The organism is Rugamonas sp. (assembly GCF_025354735.1).
Taxonomy (GTDB): Bacteria; Pseudomonadota; Gammaproteobacteria; order Burkholderiales; family Burkholderiaceae_D; genus Rugamonas.
The window spans coordinates 1-15316 of the sequence record NZ_JANXMI010000224.1 but is presented as its reverse complement, the minus strand read 5'-3'; the positions used below and the strand labels follow the sequence as shown (position 1 = coordinate 15316).

The 15316-nt window shown below is 61.9% G+C and carries 15 protein-coding genes and 1 pseudogene; 7 read left to right on the top strand and 9 right to left on the bottom strand.

The genetic code is table 11. The features are described 5' to 3' along the window. Window positions 1-169: 169 nt before the first annotated feature. The 5 genes from Q0S71_RS17855 to Q0S71_RS17835 form a co-directional block, all read right to left on the bottom strand. Complete coding sequence (locus Q0S71_RS17855) at window positions 170-2380, bottom strand: TonB-dependent receptor (protein WP_295998745.1); 2211 nt, start codon at window positions 2378-2380, stop codon at window positions 170-172. 98 nt (window positions 2381-2478) lie between these two features. Next, on the bottom strand, window positions 2479-2778 hold the full coding sequence (locus Q0S71_RS17850; protein ID WP_295998742.1) for a hypothetical protein: 300 nt from the start codon (window positions 2776-2778) through the stop codon (window positions 2479-2481). A 190-nt stretch (window positions 2779-2968) separates the two neighbouring features. Further along, window positions 2969-3301: a hypothetical protein gene (locus Q0S71_RS17845; RefSeq protein WP_295998739.1), complete on the bottom strand. Its 333-nt coding sequence runs from the start codon at window positions 3299-3301 to the stop codon at window positions 2969-2971. Window positions 3302-3397: 96 nt separating this feature from the next. After that, complete coding sequence (gene lpxO, locus Q0S71_RS17840; RefSeq protein WP_295998734.1) at window positions 3398-4297, bottom strand: lipid A hydroxylase LpxO; 900 nt, start codon at window positions 4295-4297, stop codon at window positions 3398-3400. Between the two features lie 110 nt (window positions 4298-4407). Beyond that, window positions 4408-5328, bottom strand: a complete 921-nt coding sequence (locus Q0S71_RS17835) for a LysR substrate-binding domain-containing protein (RefSeq protein WP_295998731.1) — start codon at window positions 5326-5328, stop codon at window positions 4408-4410. A gap of 118 nt (window positions 5329-5446) precedes the next feature. On the opposite strand from Q0S71_RS17835, the gene Q0S71_RS17830 reads away from it, so the two are divergent. From Q0S71_RS17830 to Q0S71_RS17820, 3 genes are all read left to right on the top strand, one after another. Beyond that, the gene (locus Q0S71_RS17830) at window positions 5447-6118 is read left to right on the top strand and encodes a glutathione S-transferase N-terminal domain-containing protein (RefSeq protein ID WP_295998729.1); all 672 of its coding nucleotides are present in this window, start codon (window positions 5447-5449) and stop codon (window positions 6116-6118) included. 155 nt (window positions 6119-6273) lie between these two features. Continuing rightward, a complete protein-coding gene (locus Q0S71_RS17825; protein WP_295998726.1) occupies window positions 6274-7587 on the top strand; it encodes a M24 family metallopeptidase in 1314 nt (437 codons plus the stop codon). Then, window positions 7584-8123 (top strand): GNAT family N-acetyltransferase, encoded by a 540-nt coding sequence (locus Q0S71_RS17820; RefSeq protein ID WP_295998724.1) that lies wholly within the window; start codon window positions 7584-7586, stop codon window positions 8121-8123. The genes Q0S71_RS17825 and Q0S71_RS17820 overlap by 4 nt, the downstream gene beginning before the upstream one ends. 10 nt (window positions 8124-8133) lie before the next feature. Here the strand turns inward: Q0S71_RS17820 and Q0S71_RS17815 are convergent, their stop codons facing one another. Genes Q0S71_RS17815 through Q0S71_RS17805 form a run of 3 tightly spaced genes read right to left on the bottom strand, consistent with a single transcriptional unit; the run spans window position 8134 to window position 10343 of the window. Then, a complete protein-coding gene (locus tag Q0S71_RS17815; RefSeq protein WP_295998721.1) occupies window positions 8134-8484 on the bottom strand; it encodes a GIY-YIG nuclease family protein in 351 nt (116 codons plus the stop codon). Next, window positions 8481-9836, bottom strand: coding sequence for an MFS transporter (locus Q0S71_RS17810; RefSeq protein ID WP_295998717.1), 1356 nt, complete (start codon window positions 9834-9836; stop codon window positions 8481-8483). Before Q0S71_RS17810 ends, Q0S71_RS17815 begins: the two co-directional genes overlap by 4 nt. 33 nt (window positions 9837-9869) lie before the next feature. Beyond that, the gene (locus Q0S71_RS17805) at window positions 9870-10343 is read right to left on the bottom strand and encodes a MarR family winged helix-turn-helix transcriptional regulator (protein WP_295998714.1); all 474 of its coding nucleotides are present in this window, start codon (window positions 10341-10343) and stop codon (window positions 9870-9872) included. Window positions 10344-10518: 175 nt separating this feature from the next. On the opposite strand from Q0S71_RS17805, the gene Q0S71_RS17800 reads away from it, so the two are divergent. Together Q0S71_RS17800 and Q0S71_RS17795 are read left to right on the top strand one after the other, a co-directional pair. Next, window positions 10519-11274 (top strand): hypothetical protein, encoded by a 756-nt coding sequence (locus Q0S71_RS17800; protein WP_295998712.1) that lies wholly within the window; start codon window positions 10519-10521, stop codon window positions 11272-11274. Window positions 11275-11878: 604 nt separating this feature from the next. After that, window positions 11879-13215, top strand: a pseudogene (locus tag Q0S71_RS17795) (IS4 family transposase). Window positions 13216-13498: 283 nt separating this feature from the next. Here Q0S71_RS17795 and Q0S71_RS17790 read toward each other — a convergent pair. After that, window positions 13499-14056 carry a PEP-CTERM sorting domain-containing protein gene (locus Q0S71_RS17790; protein WP_295998711.1) on the bottom strand — a complete coding sequence of 186 codons (558 nt, stop codon included), beginning with the start codon at window positions 14054-14056 and terminating at the stop codon, window positions 13499-13501. Between the two features lie 582 nt (window positions 14057-14638). On the opposite strand from Q0S71_RS17790, the gene Q0S71_RS27440 reads away from it, so the two are divergent. Together Q0S71_RS27440 and Q0S71_RS27435 are read left to right on the top strand one after the other, a co-directional pair. After that, window positions 14639-14803 (top strand): DUF4177 domain-containing protein, encoded by a 165-nt coding sequence (locus tag Q0S71_RS27440; protein ID WP_367185316.1) that lies wholly within the window; start codon window positions 14639-14641, stop codon window positions 14801-14803. A gap of 197 nt (window positions 14804-15000) precedes the next feature. Then, on the top strand, window positions 15001-15180 hold the full coding sequence (locus Q0S71_RS27435; protein WP_367185315.1) for a DinB family protein: 180 nt from the start codon (window positions 15001-15003) through the stop codon (window positions 15178-15180). Window positions 15181-15316: the final 136 nt, after the last annotated feature.

Here is a 15316-nt window from a genome sequence, read left to right as displayed (position 1 = left end):
CAGAAAGGGCTCAGACCGGAGGACCATTGTGGCATGTTCGTGATCCGGCATCAAGCAATTTGCCCGCACTGTGGTGGAACGGTGAGAACGCGCCGGCGAAACCTGGCCGCCGGCGCGGGCCTGCACGCGATAAAAACACGCGTCCGGCGGCCGTGGTTTCAGCCGCCGGTCAGAAGCTGGTCGACAGGCCGGCGTACATGGTGCGGCGCGGGCCGTACTGCGGCGCGCCGACGCCGACGCCCGAACCGTCGCGCAGCAGATACGATTTGTCGAAGATGTTCATCATCGCCAGACGTCCATCGACCTTGCCGAACTGCGTCTTCCACGTGTGCGTCAGCGACAGGTTGACCGTCGTGTAGTGCGCCAGCGTGCCCGAATTGGGCGCCGCGCCGTCCGGCGTGTTGCGCAAGCCGCTGCCGTACAGGAAGTCGCTGCTGATCTGCGATTCGCCGAAATGGTAGTGCGCGCCGCCCGACACCGTGTACGTCTGGTCGTGATCGACGAAGGTGTAGTGGTTCTTGATGTACGCCAGTTCGTCCGGCGCGAACAGGGACTGTCCCGAGATGATGTTCTCGCCCTGCGCCTTTTGCGTGGTCAGGTTGAGGAAGCCGCCCCAATGGCTGTCGTTGTAGATCGCGGCCAGCTCCAGTCCCTTGGCGTAGCCCTTCTCGTAATTGAAGGGCGACAGGATCAGCGCCTGGCCGAACTGGCCCTCGTCGAGCAGATTGGAGATGCGCTTGTAGTAGATGTCGGCCGTGGTGCTCCAGTGCGAATTGAAGGTGTGGCCCAGGCCCGCGTCGAAGTAGTGGGTGCGTTCGGATTTGACGTTGTCCGACGTGCCCACCTGCGGCGCGTTGGTGGTGTTGGCGTACAGGTTGATGCTGGCCTGCGACGCCAGTTCCTGCGGCGGCGGCGTGAAGTAGCGCGAGTAGCCGGCGTGCAGCGCGGTGTCGGCATCGAGCTTGTAGGCCAGGTTCAGGCGCGGGCTCACTTGCTGCTCGTCGACGTAGGCCGAGACCTTGTCGAAGCGCAGGCCGTAGTTCAGCGTCAGCGGTGCGCTGATATGCCATTCGTCCTGCACGTAGACGCTGGCCAGGCGACCGACCTTGCTGGATTTGTCGACGATGGTCGTCGGCGTGGCGCTGATCTGGTTGCCGGCGGCGTCGGTGGCGAACACGCCGACGCTGTTGTCGCTGCTGCTGGTCTGGCGGGTGTAGGCCAGGCCGGCGCGCACGGTGTGCTGCTCGTTCAATTTGTAGCCGACGTCGAACTGCACGCCGTTGGAGCGGTTCGAGCGCAGCGTGTTGGACGCCACGCCGTTGTAGATCAAGTCGCCCAGCGCGTCCGGCAGGTAGTGCAGTTCGGAGTATTGGTGGAAGGCCGAGACCTGGAAATTGAGGTCGCCGACGCTCTTTTGCAGCGACAGCACGAAGAAGCGGTTGGTCTCCTGCTGCTGTTCGTTGAGCTGCGACGAGGCCACCGCGCTGGTGCCGGCGGCGGCGTCGCTGACGCCGGCCAGCGAGAAGCCGGGCGCCTGGCCGGGATTGTCCGGGATGCCGAAGTGGCCCTGGTAGCTGCCGAACATCAGGCCCAAACGCGTGTTGTCGTCGACGTAGTAGGACAGGGTGCCGAAGGTTTTATTCTGGCTGGTCTGGTCGTGGATCGCGCTCGATGTCGGCAGCGGATTTTCGATGCCGAGGTTATTGGACAGGTGGCTGGCCGACAGGTAGTAGTTGAAGGCGCCGTTGTGGCCAAACAGCTCGGCGCTCGGCTCGACGTAATCGTGGCCGCCCACCAGCACGCCCACGCGGCCGCCCGACTTGCCGCCTTCCTTGGTCTGCACATCGACGATGCCGGACGTGCGCAGGCCGAATTGGGCCGGCAGCGCGCCGGTGATGAAGTCGATCTGGTCGACCAGGCGGGTGTCGATGGACTGGCCGAAGCCGGTGATGCTTTCCGGGAGCTGCACGCCGTTGATGCGGTACTGGACGTTGCCGTGGTCGTCGCGCACGTGGATGGAACCGGACGCCTTCGAGTCCTGCGACACGCCGGGCAGGCGCAAAAGGACTTCGTTGAACGGTGTGTCGTCGCCCTGGCCCAGGGTTTCGACCATGTGTTTGTCGATGGTGTAGACGGTGGTGCCGACCTTCGGCGACAGTTCGGTGCGGGCGCTTTTCAGGTGTGCGCCGCTCACTTCCACTTGCTGGATGGGCGCGTTGGCGTCGATGGCGGCGGCGCTGGCGTCGTCCGGCGCGGCGGTGTTGGCAACGGCGGTGGCGGTGGTGTTTGCGGCGTTGTCGGCGGCGGAGGCACCGGCGGAGACGGCGAACAGGCCGGCCAGTATCAGCGGCAGGGTGCGCAGGGTTGGAGTGCGTTGCATGTAAAACCTCGTTCGAAAGTGGTGCATGGGGAGGCGCGCCGTCGGCGGCCCCGATGATCTTTTCTGGATGCGAATGTGATGCGGATGCGGATGCGCGGTCAGGCCCGCGACGGCGGCCCGCAGCATGGCGGCAGCAGGCGTGGCATGCGGTACAGGCACAGGCGATACGCCGCGACGAGGACGCGGTAGGGCAGCAGCACCAGTACCGGCGCCACCGACAGCGGCGGCGGATCGGCGCTGATCTGGTGGCTGGCGACGCCGCAGGCCAGGCAGGAGTCCTCCTCCAACGCCGTGGTGTGGTGGTGGTTCGCGGCCAGCGCCAGCGCCAACGCGAACGCCAGCATCGTGACGAGCGCGGTCAGCGCGCGCCACGGCGAGCGGCGGCGAACGAGAGGCATCAGTCCAGGTCGGCGAGACCGTGGGCGGGTGGGGGGCGAGGTATGAAGCATACTGGCGTCGAAACGCTGTAGCGCGGCGCATGGCCGGTTACGGCGCTGCGCAGCGTTGGATAAGCCTGGGTCAGGACGGTGCCGGCGCCGATAAGGTACGCCCGTTTTCACGGGCACGCGTATCGACGCCGGCGGCTGGTCAGAAGGCGGCGGTGGCGCGCGGTGGCGCCTGCGACAGCGGGATCAGATGGCTCGGTTGCGCCAGGAAGACGTGGACGCTGAAGACATGCCGCACATAGGCGACCAGCAGCGGCGCCGGTTCGACGGCGGCGGCCACCGGCGGCAGGCCGTTCGGCTGGTGATGCTGGAATTGACAGGCGGCGCAATCGGCGCCGTCGTCGGTGTAGGCGTGGTGGTGGGAACCGGCGCCGACCAGCTGCACGATGAAGGCCAGCAGCACGGCAAAAATCACAACATGCGCATAGCGCTTGCTGTGATCAATGAAATTGCCGATGGTGTCAGTCTTCTGCATGGAGTCCGCGCTTACAGTATGCTGCTCAAATGGCATTATACGTTGCGCCACATTCTAACCACATTTGTGGCGCGGCGCCAGCAGGGGCGGGAGGCCTTATGCCCAGACGATCAGCGCCACGACGGCGGCGATCAGGCCGAACTTGGTCGCCTTGTACGCGGTCTTGTTCCAGGCCTTGTAGCGGCGGCGGTAGTTCCCCATCACCCACGAGACCTGGAACAGCTTGGAGATCATGCCGGTGCGGTCGCCGCTTTCGTTGGGCGAGCTGGCCGCGGCCATCATGTTGTTACCGAGCCAGCGGTTGATCGCCTGCGCCCAGCGGTAGCGCATCGGACGCTCGATATCGCAGAACAGGATCACGCGGTCGCCGCCGCTTTCGTTGGCGGCCCAGTGCAGATAGGTTTCGTCGAACATTACCGCTTCGCCATCGCGCCAGCTATAGCGCTCGCCGTCGACTTCGATGAAGCAGCGGTCGTCGTTCGGCGTCGACAGCCCGAGGTGGTAGCGCAGCGAGCCGGCGAACGGATCGCGGTGCGGATTGAGCTTGGCGCCCGGCGGCAGCTCGGCGAACATGGCCGCCTTCACCGACGGAATGCTGCGCAACAGCGCCACCGTGCGCGGGCACAGGACTTCAGCCGAGGGATGGCTGGCGCCGTACCACTGTAAATAAAAGCGCTTCCAGCCGGACTTGAAGAAGGAATTGAAACCGGCGTCGTTGTTCTTTTCGGCGGCCTTGATCTTTTGCAGCTTGAGCAGATTTTCCGCTTCCTCGCGGATCACCTGCCAGTTTTGCTGGAGCGGCGCCAGGTCGGGAAAGTCCTGCGGCTTGAAGTAAGGCGTAGGCGGCACTTTCGAGAAAAAGTGCAGGAACATGTTCAGCGGCGCCATGAAGGTGGAGTGGTCGAACATCTGCCGGCCCAGCGGCAGGCGCGCGCGACCGCGCAGATGAATGTGGCAGAGCCCCAGTAAATAAATGCAGACTACGGCCCATTTCATCGTATTGCTCCAGTCGAAAAGGTTAGGGGATTGATAGACATAAGGGTCAATTTTAGCGCAAAAGTGACTCGCCGCGCTGACTCGGCGCCCGTCGGCCGCGATTTGCCCCGTTAGGCGTACAGGTCCAGCCCCCGCATCAGCTTTTTGGCGAGGCGCGGCTGGCGCAGTTTGTCGACCCACCATTCCAGGGCGCGGCCCTCATGTTCGCTGCGCCAGGCCACGTACAGCGTGTTCGGCTCGCGCTGGTCGGCGGTGGCTTTTTCGACCAGTTCGCCGCGCTTGAGCAGCGCCGCCACGCGCTGGCGCGGCAGCCAGCCCACGCCCAGCCCCTTGCGCTGGGCCAGGATCTTGGCCCGCATATTCGGCACCGCCAGCGCGCTCTGACCGCCGACGATGCCGTAAGCGCGGCCGGCGCTGCTGCCGCGGGCCGAATCGGCCACCACGATGGCGCGGTGCGCGGCGATCTGCGCGCGCTTGAGCGGGCCGGCGACGGCGGCCAGCGGATGGCGCGGCGCGACCGCGAACACCCAGTCCATCACGCCCAGTTCAAACCATCCCAGGCCGGCGATGGCGGGCGGCTCGTTGGTGGCGCCGACGATCAGGTTGGCGCGGCCGTCGCGCAGCGCCTCCCACGTGCCGCCCAATACCTCGTGGGTGAAGCGCAGGGAGACGCCGGAGTCGAGGGCGTCGAAGGCGTCGATCACCGGCAGCAGCAGCTCGAACTCGATCAACTCGTCGCTGACGATCCACAGCCGGTCCTCCCAGCCGTTGGCGACCTGGCGCACGCGCTGCGTCATGCGCGACACGTCCAGCATCAGGCGCGCCGCCTCGGACGCCAGCAGCTGGCCGGCCGGCGTCAGTTGCAGCCGGTAGTTGCGGCGGTCGAACAGCAGTGCGTCGAAGCGCGATTCGAGCTGGCGCGCCGCGTGCGATACCGACGATGTCGCCCGACCCAGCCGCGCCGCCGCGCGTGACAGGCTGCCGCTGTCGCGGATCGCCTCCAGCAAGGCCAATTCCTGTTCCGATAACATGTTCCATCCTGTCGAACGAGTTCAGTGTTTTCATTGTACGGCAAAGGGCATGGTGCTGTTTATGATGACTTCATCGCCACTCCACTCCACTCCACTTCACTGCAAACGAGGACACATCATGTTGAAATTTTATTTCCATACTTCGCCGAATCCAATGAAAGCCGCGCTGATGCTCGAAGAGCTGCAAGCGCCGTTTGAACTGATCGGCGTCGACACCTTCAAGGGCGAGCAGCACCTGCCGGCCTTCCTGAAGGTCAACCCGAACGCCAAGGTTCCGGCGATCGAAGACGAAGGCGTCGCCGTCTTCGATTCCCACGCCATCCTGCTGTACCTGGGCGAGAAGCACGGCAAATTCATGGCCATCACGCCAGCCGAAAAGGCCGCCATGCTGTCGTGGTTGCAGTTCATCGCCACCGGCCTGTCGCCGTTCTCGGGCCAGGCCGTGCACTTCCTGCACCATGCGCCGGAAGCGCTGCCGTATGCCCGCACGCGCTATCTGAAAGAAGTCCAGCGTCACTACCGCATCCTCGACGAGCGCCTGGCGCAGTCGGCCTACCTGGCCGGCGCCCACTACACCATCGCCGACATGGCGCTGTGGGGCTGGGCCAGCTTCGCCGGCTACATTTTGGGCGAAGCAGGTCTTACCGATTATCCGAACGTTCAGCGCCTGGTCGCCGAAATTTCGGCCCGTCCCGCCGCGATCCGCGCGCACGAACTGAAAAGCAAACTGACGCTGAAAGCCGATTTCGACGACGAAACGCGCAAGGCGCTGTTCTCGCAGAACACCTGATAGTTGTTGAAGTAAAGTGAAAACCCGGCGCCGCAAGCTCGCCGGGTTTTTTACGTCTCAAAAAATAACGGTTGGCGGCCGGCGCGCGCGGAGTTGACTTAGTTGTAATGCGGCGTCACTATCTAAGGGCCTCTCATTTAATTCACAGCCCCGATATGAAAATCATCCTGTTCTTAGTGACGCTGCTGCTGACCGCCACCAGCCAGGCCGACGTGCTCTCCGTGCGCGACCAGGCCCGCGTCGTCGACGAATTGCTGGCCGACCGCTTCGACCATCTGCTGCCGGCGCTGATGGACAGCACCGGCATCGACATGTGGATCGTCGTCTCGCGCGAATACAACGAAGACCCGGTGATGAAGACGATGCTGCCGGCCGACTGGCTCAACGCGCGGCGCCGCACGATACTGGTGTTTTATCGCGATCCGAAAAAACCGGCGCTGGAAAAACTGGCCGTGGCGCGCTACAACGTCGGCACCAGCATCGCGGCGGCGTGGGACGTGAAGAAATTCCCCAACCAGTGGGATGCGCTGCTCGACATTATCCGCGCGCGCAATCCGGCCAAGATAGGCGTCGATATCTCGCGCAATTTCAACCACGCCGACGGCCTCGATCAGACCGACTACACGGAGCTGATGCAGATGCTGCCGGCCCAGTTCAAGAGCCGCGTGGTGTCGGCCGAACCGCTGGCGATCCGCTGGCTGGAAACGCGCACCGAGCGCGAAATGCAGATCTATCCGCAGCTGGTTAACGCCACCCACAAGATCATCGAAGAAGGCTTTTCGGAGCGCGTCATCACGCCGGGCGTCACGACCAACGAGGACGTGGTGTGGTGGTTCCGCCAGAAGATCCGGGACCTGGGCTACGACACCTGGTTCCATCCATCGGTGGAAATCCAGCGCCAGGGCGCCGACGCCGCGGACACCGACGTGATTCTTCCCGGCGACCTGCTGCACGTCGATATCGGCATCACCTATCTGCGCTTGAACACGGACATCCAGGAACATGCCTACATCCTCAAGCCCGGCGAGAGCGACGCGCCGGCCGGCTTGAAAAAGGAGTTCGCGAAGACCCGGCGCCTGCAGGATATCCTGCTGGCCCAGTTCAAGGAAGGCCGCAGCGGTAACCAAATGCTGGCCGGCGCGCTGGCGCAGGCGCGCGGCGAAGGCATCGCGCCGATAATTTATTCGCACCCCATCGGCTATCACGGCCACGCCGCCGGACCGTACATCGGCATGTGGGACATGCAGGGCGGCGTGCCGGGAACGGGCGACGAAGCGTTGCGCTACCGGACCGCGTATTCGATCGAGCTCAGTTCCAGCTCCACGATCCCGGAATGGAAAAAACCGGTCAGCATCATGCTGGAGGAGGATGCGTATTTCGACGCGTCCGGCATCCGCTACATCGACGGCCGGCAGAACGCGATTTACCTGCTGCCCCGCCCGAGCGCCAACATAGGAAACGGCCAATGACGATCCTTACCACGCAGCGCCTGCGGCTGGAGCCGATGGATTATCCGCACCTCGACGGACTGCACGCGATGAACAGCGACCCGGAAGTGATGCGCTTTATTCTCGGCCGGCCGGAGACCATCGAAGAAACCGCGGCCAGCATTGAACGTGTGCGCACGCGCTGGGCCGCGTGGGGATTCTCGTGGTGGACTTTTTTCGAGCGCGAGAGCGGCGACATCGTCGGCGCCGGCTGCATCCAGTATCTCGGCAAGGATGAGGCCAATCCGCTGGAGATAGGCTGGCGTCTGCGGCGCGACAAATGGAAGCTGGGCTACGCATCGGAGGCGGCGAACGCGATGGCCGCTTACGCCTTCGAGGTGCTGGACGCGGAGCTGCTGTGCTCCATCTGCCATCCCGACAACGCCGGCTCGGCGCGGGTCATGACGCGGCTCGGCATGACGTTCAAGGCCATCGAACAGTGGGATGGCTCGGACGTGGCCCTGCATTCCATGACCCGCGTCGACTGGCTAAGCCGGCGGGCGGCGGCGGGCGGCTGACAAAAATAAGTCAAAGATAGGAGTTGGCCGCGCCGCGCGGGCAGCCTTTCAGCCGCGCCGCCAGCAGCTTGGCCAGTTCCGCGTCGGCGTCGACGGCCGGATCGGATGGCGGCGGCAGGCTGGCGACGACGGCGAAATCGAAAGCCGCTTCGCCGTCGCGCTTCCAGTCGGCCATCAGCGCGGCGTTGCGGTGGCCGCCCAGTTTGAGTTCGGCGCGGTGGCGGTTGAGCAGTCCTTGCGGATTGCGGCTGCTGTCGATCAGCGCCTTGCCGCTGGCGCGGTGCGTGATGGCGATGACGCCGGCGTCGGGCGGATTGAGTTTGTAGCCGGTTTTCAGCTCGGCTTGACGATGGCGGTTCATGTCGACTCCCGATTCGATGGCTTGGCGGTCGGCGCGGCCGGCGCCGAGGCATAAGCGATGCGGCGCATCGGCGAGAACAGCGCGGCGCCGACCGCGAACAGCACCAGCAGGCCGCCGCCGCAGGCAAACATCTGCGTCAGCGTGAGCCGCGTCAGCAGCCAGCCGGCGGCGGCGGCCGACAACGGCGCCAGTCCCATGAAGATGAACATGAAAAGGCTCATGGCGCGGCCCATCATCTGCGGCGGCACGCGGCGCTGTATCCACGTGAAGACGGCGATCTGCATGAAGCCCGACAGCACGCCTACCGTCAGCAGCAGCAGGCATCCCTGCCACGCGGCGGTGATGGCGCCGAAGGGCATCAGCAGCAGGCCGGCCAGGCCGTCGATCAGCAGTATCGTGGCGCCGAAGCTGGCCAGCCGCAGGCGCGCGCCGCCCATCGCGGCGGCGGCCATGCCGATCAGGGTGCCGCAACCGTTGGCCGCCATCAGCAAGCCTAGCGAGGTGGCGCCGTGCAGCCGTTCGCTGGCCAGCACCGGCAGCGCGACTTGCATGGCGCCGCCGATGAACAGCGCGACCACGCCCCAGTAAATGAAGCAGGTGCGCAGCGCGTGGTCGTCCCACACCATCTTCAAGCCGCTGCCGATGGAACGCAGCACACCCTGGTCGTCGGCGCGCGGCGGCGTGCGCAGGCCGGTGACGTGGGACAGCGTCCACGCCGACAGCAGGAAGCTGAAGCAGTCGAAGGCGAATGCCAGCGCCAGTCCGCGCGCGTTGGCGACGGTGCCGTTGCCGCCGTCGCCGGCCAGCGCGATCAGCCCCGCCGTCAGCAGGGGGCCGGCCAGCAGCGACAACTGGCGCAAGCCCATTAGCATGCCGTTGGCGCCTTGCAGGTGTTCGGGCGCGATCGCCTGCGGCATGATCGAGGTGCCCGACGGGATGCCGAAGGCTTGCGCCAGTCCGAGGCCGAGCGCCAGCGCGTACAGGATGGTCAGCGTGACGTGCGGCGTCATCGCCAGCGTCATCGTCAGCGTGGGGTGGGTGTTCAGCGTCAGCGCGGTGAGCATCGCCAGCAGCACGGCGTTGGCGAACTTGGTCAGCATCAGCACGCGCTTGGGCGAATAGCGGTCGACCAGCGCGCCGCCGATCAGGATGAAGACGGCGCGCGGGATGCTCATCACCGCGATCGTCAGGCCGAGCGCCAGCGCATCGTGGGTCAGCGTCAGGACCAGCCAGGGCAGGGCGATCATCGTCATCTGGTCGCCCAGCATCGAGATCACGCCGCCGCCCAGCAGCCAGCGGAAATTCGGATTGCGCATCAGCGCGGCGCGCTGGAGTTTTACATCGTTGGACATCGTGACCTCGTTCTGTTTTTGGGAGTGGCTGCGTCAGGTGTTGGAAGAGTTCATGCCGGCCAGTTGCCCGAGCAGCGCCGACATCGCCGCCACCTGGTCCGGCGGGCAGCCGCGCAGCAGGTCGGCGCTGATCTGCTGCGCCGTCACCATGGCATTGTTGAGCATTTCCTGGCCGGTCGCCGTGATGGCCGCGTAGCCGACGCGGGCGTCGCGCGGATCGGGCTGGCGGCTGACCAGGCCGATTTTTTCCAGCGGCAGCAGGGTGCGGGTGACGCCGGACGCGGTCAGCCCCTGGCGTTCGGCCAGGTCGACGCGACGCAGCCGGCCGCCGGGCGCGCGGTCGAGGTAGTACAGCAGCATGAAGTCGCTGAAGCTGATGCCGTAATTGCTGCCGAGCGAGGCGTCGAGCCGGCGCACGGTCGCCGCCTGCGCGCGCGCCAGCCGCAGCGTGAAGTCGAGGCCGGGGCTGATCGGCGCCGTACCGCTGATGTGGGATCGGTGTTCCATGTGATTGCCTTGTGTTTGATAGATGCTTGACTAATCAAGTATATGTCGTTTCGCCCAGTTGGCAAGAAAAATTTAACTTATTCCTCGTTTCGTGTCGCTGCGCCCGCATGGCTCGGTTCATCGGCCGAAAAAGATGTTATCCTGCTAATAATTTGGTGAGCGGCCGGGCCAGCTAATGGTGGCATTAAAACTTTTTCAAATTGATAAAATAGAAAATGACCTTGGAGCCGCAATGACGATACCTCTGAAGGAAAACAGGATTTTTTTACTCGCCCATTTTGTTCTTCTATGCATAGTCTTGATTGGGTTCGGGAGAACTTTTTATCTGCGCAGCCTGTTCCTCACCCAGCCATTACCTCTCGTATTGTTATTGCATGGGATGGCGTTAAGCGCATGGTACGGAATCGTTGTGTTGCAGGGAGTGTTGATGATAAAGGCGCAGCGCCGGTGGCATGTCCGAGTCGCGTGGTTCGTTATTCCTGTTGTGGCATGCGTTATTGCTAGTGGAGTACAGGTTAACTTGAACGTTGCGCGTCAAATATCATCAGCACGAAGCCCCGAAAATATGTTCGTCTGGGGCAACTTCATGAGTTTAGTATCCTTCGTAATCCTTGTGACGGCGGGTGTAGTATTCCGACACCGCTGGGTCGCCCATCACCGTTTGATCTTCTTCGCTTCATTGGCAATTATCGGACCCGCCTTCGCTCGTTTCGCATTTTGGCCAGCGATAGGGCTGGGACTTGCCGCCGCGCCCATATTTGCGATAGCGGGAATGATTCTTCTGGTCTTGCTTGCCGTCGCCTACGATGTGACCATATTTAGACGAGTGCAGCGCGCAACGCTAGCGGGACTTGCCGGAGTTCTCATACCATTAATTGGTGGGACAGCGGTCGCAATCACGGGCGTGGGGTTTGGGTTGTTGCATCAATGATAAATCAATGGATCGCGATTAAACAGAACGCCACGTCCGCCGTTCATGGCGGCGCGTATAGCCTATAGCACTTCACTACTATGTTTGCGGCTTTTATTGAGAGCAGAGCGATTCTTTAAAAGAGGTGCTCCACGCTTTAGCTAACATTTTTATGGTGGCGTTTCGCGTTGTTTAACGGCCGCAATGCTGCGGCTTCAGCCCGAAGTGAGAATTCGTGAGTTTTGCAGGTGAGCAAGCTGCTATCCTGAAGGCCGACAGCTGCGTTCGGCCATGATCGACCACTCCCGGCCAAGAGCTGCCAGTCAATAATGAGGTGCATCATGGGTATGAGAAACCGATTACGTGGTTTGATGACAGTCGCTAAATACGCGATGACGCATGCTGTTGTAACTGCGGTAGTATGGCTGGGACCACTGACTTATGTGGGGGCTCGGGTTAGGTTTCAAGAACAAAGAAAAATGGTCGCTGCTAGACCCACCTCGTTATACACAAGTCCCTCTGCTGGCCGTGGGCATAAAAAATTCGCCTTTCGATTCAATGAGTTAGCCATGCCCTTGTAAACTTTGCCGAAATCGCGTTTACTCTCGTCTTTTGCGTGGCGCAATTGGCAAACAGATCGGCAGCATGGACGGAGTCGGAATTTGAACACCTCGATCTGGGCGACGCGCGCCTGAACCGACGAGCGAGGATATTGATGGAGAGAATGGCGTCCGAACCTACGGCCAGCGTGCCGAAGGCATGCGATGGATGGGGCGAGACGGTGGCGGCGTATCGGTTCTTCGACAACGCCAGCGTCGACTGGCAAGCGATCCTCGAGCCGCATTGGCGCGCCACCGAGCAACGCATGGCCGATCAATCGGTGGTGCTGTGTCTGCAAGACACGACGGAGCTCAACTTCAACGGCCAGCAGGCGCGTGGGCTCGGGCCGCTCAGCTACGAGGCGCAGCGCGGCATGTACTTGCATCCGACCTACGCCGTGACGACGGCGCGCGAGCCGCTGGGTATTCTCGATGCCTGGATGTGGGCGCGCGAGGCGCGCGACACGCAGGGGCGACGCGCCGGGTCGAAGGAAAGCCTGCGCTGGATCGAAGGCTATGAAAGGCTGGCCGAACTGGCGTCGCAGATGCCGGGCACGCGCCTGGTGTATGTCGCCGACCGCGAGGCGGACCTGCTGCCGCTGATGCAACGGGCGCAGGACCTGGGCAATCCGGTCAACTGGCTGGTGCGCGCCGCGCATGACCGCAGCCTGCCGGAGGGCGCGACGCTGTGGGCGCACACGACGCATGGCGCGGCGCTGGGGGAGATCGAGTTCGCCTTGGCGGCGCGGCCGGGCGTCAAGGCGCGCACCGTGCGCCAGCAACTGTGGGCGCGGCACGTCGAACTGCCGGCCGGCAAAGGCGAGAGCGTCGGCGCGACCTGCATCGTGGCGCGCGAGGTCGGTGCGCCCGCTGGCGTCAAGCCTGGCGCCTGCTCACCAACCGTGCCGCGACCACGGCCGAGGAGGTCGCGCAACTGATCGACTGGTACCGCGCGCGCTGGGAAATCGAGATCCTGTTCAATGTCCTCAAGAACGGTTGCCAGGTCGAGGAGCTGCAACTGGGGGCGATCGAACGCATCGAACGGGCACTGGCCATGTATCTGGTGGTGTCCTGGCGCATCGCGCACCTGATGAGGATGGGACGCACCTGCCCGGATCTGGACGCGCAGCTGTTCTTCGACCCCGATGAAATCAAGGCGGCCTACTTGCTCAACAAGGCCGTGCCACCGCCCGCGCCGCGTTTGAATGAGGTGCTGCGCATGATCGCGCGCGTCGGCGGATTCCTCGCCCGCAAAGGCGATGGAGAGCCGGGCGTGAAGACGATCTGGAAGGGGCTGAGCGATGTTCATGTCTCCGTTCAGACGATCAGGACGCTACGAGAGATGGGGATGTTGGCAAGCTGAGTTGTGTATAACGAGGTGTGCTAGACCAGGTTGTCTTAGTCATTGCGCTGCCGCTAGCGAATACGCTGGCAACGCCGGGGCGGTACATAAACTGGGAAGGCGCGGGTGGCGTTTTGATTCCCCCACTTATTACTAGCTTCTGCTGGGGGACGGCGATAGCCGTTGTCGTTAATGTATCAAAACGGCCCTGGATAAGGGGAAGGCAAGCGCTATAGGGAGGGGGACTGCCTTCGGCTGCGGACAGCCATAGCTGCTCTGCTGCGGGGCTTGAAGAAGCGCGCGATTAGCTGCCCGTATTTCGGCGGCACCAAACGAACAACCCCAAGCCAGCGAATATCAGAAGTGCAGAGCTCGGTTCTGGAACTGCGCTAACCGTCCAGCGCGTCGTAGATCCTATGAAGCCAGTGCAGGTAAAGCCGGGGCTTGCATTGCCGGTGTAATTGTCGCAGGCGTCTCCAACCCCTTTGACATGTACACCAAACAAATTAGTGCCCGGAGGACCGTAGACATTGCCTGCATCTACGGAGAGGAAGTAGCTTGTGAAATCGTTGTTGAAGAATACTAATTGATTCTGCTTACCATCGAACGAGGCGACGGCGGGAACCAATCCCGCATCGTCACCTGCGCTATATATTGGGCCAGCTACGGCTACACCGTCGAGCGCGAATGAGATGTTCGTCAAGTCGTTGATCACGTTGCCAACAGCGTTACCAATGAAGCTGCCGGTAATGATGTCACCTTGCGACCAAGTGTAAGAAAAGGTGTAATTGGCAACAGCCTGTGCCGCACTAGTTATCACGCTAAACAGAAGCACAGCGAACACACGAAGATTTCTGTTCATGACTTGCTCCATTACGAAGGGGTATCAATTAATACCTGAGTGGTCATGCTAGCGGATTTTTATTATTTATTTTATATTTTTCTTTACTGTCGTATTTTTGAATTGAGGAAACCATATGATATGTTTCCGGTAGCAAAGCTCAAGTCGGCGACTCGATGTTTCGCTTGTCTGCCGATGAACTCAGCTCTTGCCCACACGTGACCGCCGACAGGTGGCTCATCTCGAGCTGTGCACTGATTGCCGGGACGGTTGTAGTAGTCAGCGAAAAGTCGGATCATCAGGCCAACGCCCGCTTCCGTCGCCGATGGACTGAACTGCCGCCTCGCCTTCTACGCCTGAGGTGTTGCAGTTGGCGCGGGTTGAGACCTTCGCCAAACGCGGCCAACTACACAATGAAGCGCAAATTATCCAGAACAGTATTTCAGCAAGCCGGACAGCCAATGGCGCTTTACGTAGGAAAGTGATTTTTCTAGTCGGACACTCCGGTAGAAAATTACGTGGAGAGCAGCTATTGTTTCCCGGTATATGCATAACTGTTCGAGGTTGTGAGAATTAGCTGTAGCACATTTTCCAAAAAACAACATGCTATCCACAGCGGCTCCGCAATTACCTGACCTTACGCCAACCCTAAATAGAGAAGCCCAAGATGGTTGGCGTTTGGTACAGATACTTTTACCTGAGCTAATAAAGGGCGGAAAATCGGTAGAGAAAGTGGTAGCAATATTTGAGCGGCCGATATCAATTTAAACGGTAGCGCCAGGCTGGTTGCGACTGCTGATCTGAGCCTGCTATCGGCTAGAAGCCGCCGTCAGTAACCCGCTATCTTTAAGAAAAGTCACAGGAGAAAAAATAAGTATGCCAACTCGGGAAGACATCGCTCTGTTGGCGTCATATAATGCTTCCATGAACATCAAGCTATATGCCGACGTTGCCACGTTGCCACGTTGCCGAAGGGCGCGCTGAGCGCCGACCGAGGTGCATTTTTTGGCTCGGTGCTTGGCACCTTGAATTATATTGTCGCAGGAGACACAATTTGGCTACGCCGATTCATGGTACATCCGTCAGACTTCCCTTCGTTGAAAGCAATGGTCGACATACCAGCTCCCGCCAGCCTTAGACAGTAAGCGTCCAGCCCGCCCATCTTCAAAACCTTAATCGGTTTGCCCAGACTCCGACTTTTGGAGATGGAGATGGTGATGGGGAACAAGGAGCGAGAGGAGCAATGGCGGGTGCGTGTGGCGCGGTGGCGCGAGAGCGGTT

Excerpts from the sequence above, each read along its gene's own strand:
- Q0S71_RS17855 (WP_295998745.1), bottom strand. The coding sequence starts at position 2,380 with ATGCAACGCACTCCAACCCTGCGCACCCTGCCGCTGATACTGGCCGGC.
- Q0S71_RS17850 (WP_295998742.1), bottom strand. The coding sequence starts at position 2,778 with ATGCCTCTCGTTCGCCGCCGCTCGCCGTGGCGCGCGCTGACCGCGCTC.
- Q0S71_RS17845 (WP_295998739.1), bottom strand. The coding sequence starts at position 3,301 with ATGCAGAAGACTGACACCATCGGCAATTTCATTGATCACAGCAAGCGC.
- lpxO (WP_295998734.1), bottom strand. The coding sequence starts at position 4,297 with ATGAAATGGGCCGTAGTCTGCATTTATTTACTGGGGCTCTGCCACATT.
- Q0S71_RS17835 (WP_295998731.1), bottom strand. The coding sequence starts at position 5,328 with ATGTTATCGGAACAGGAATTGGCCTTGCTGGAGGCGATCCGCGACAGC.
- Q0S71_RS17830 (WP_295998729.1), top strand. The coding sequence starts at position 5,447 with ATGTTGAAATTTTATTTCCATACTTCGCCGAATCCAATGAAAGCCGCG.
- Q0S71_RS17825 (WP_295998726.1), top strand. The coding sequence starts at position 6,274 with ATGAAAATCATCCTGTTCTTAGTGACGCTGCTGCTGACCGCCACCAGC.
- Q0S71_RS17820 (WP_295998724.1), top strand. The coding sequence starts at position 7,584 with ATGACGATCCTTACCACGCAGCGCCTGCGGCTGGAGCCGATGGATTAT.
- Q0S71_RS17815 (WP_295998721.1), bottom strand. The coding sequence starts at position 8,484 with ATGAACCGCCATCGTCAAGCCGAGCTGAAAACCGGCTACAAACTCAAT.
- Q0S71_RS17810 (WP_295998717.1), bottom strand. The coding sequence starts at position 9,836 with ATGTCCAACGATGTAAAACTCCAGCGCGCCGCGCTGATGCGCAATCCG.
- Q0S71_RS17805 (WP_295998714.1), bottom strand. The coding sequence starts at position 10,343 with ATGGAACACCGATCCCACATCAGCGGTACGGCGCCGATCAGCCCCGGC.
- Q0S71_RS17800 (WP_295998712.1), top strand. The coding sequence starts at position 10,519 with ATGGTGGCATTAAAACTTTTTCAAATTGATAAAATAGAAAATGACCTT.
- Q0S71_RS17790 (WP_295998711.1), bottom strand. The coding sequence starts at position 14,056 with ATGAACAGAAATCTTCGTGTGTTCGCTGTGCTTCTGTTTAGCGTGATA.
- Q0S71_RS27440 (WP_367185316.1), top strand. The coding sequence starts at position 14,639 with ATGCTATCCACAGCGGCTCCGCAATTACCTGACCTTACGCCAACCCTA.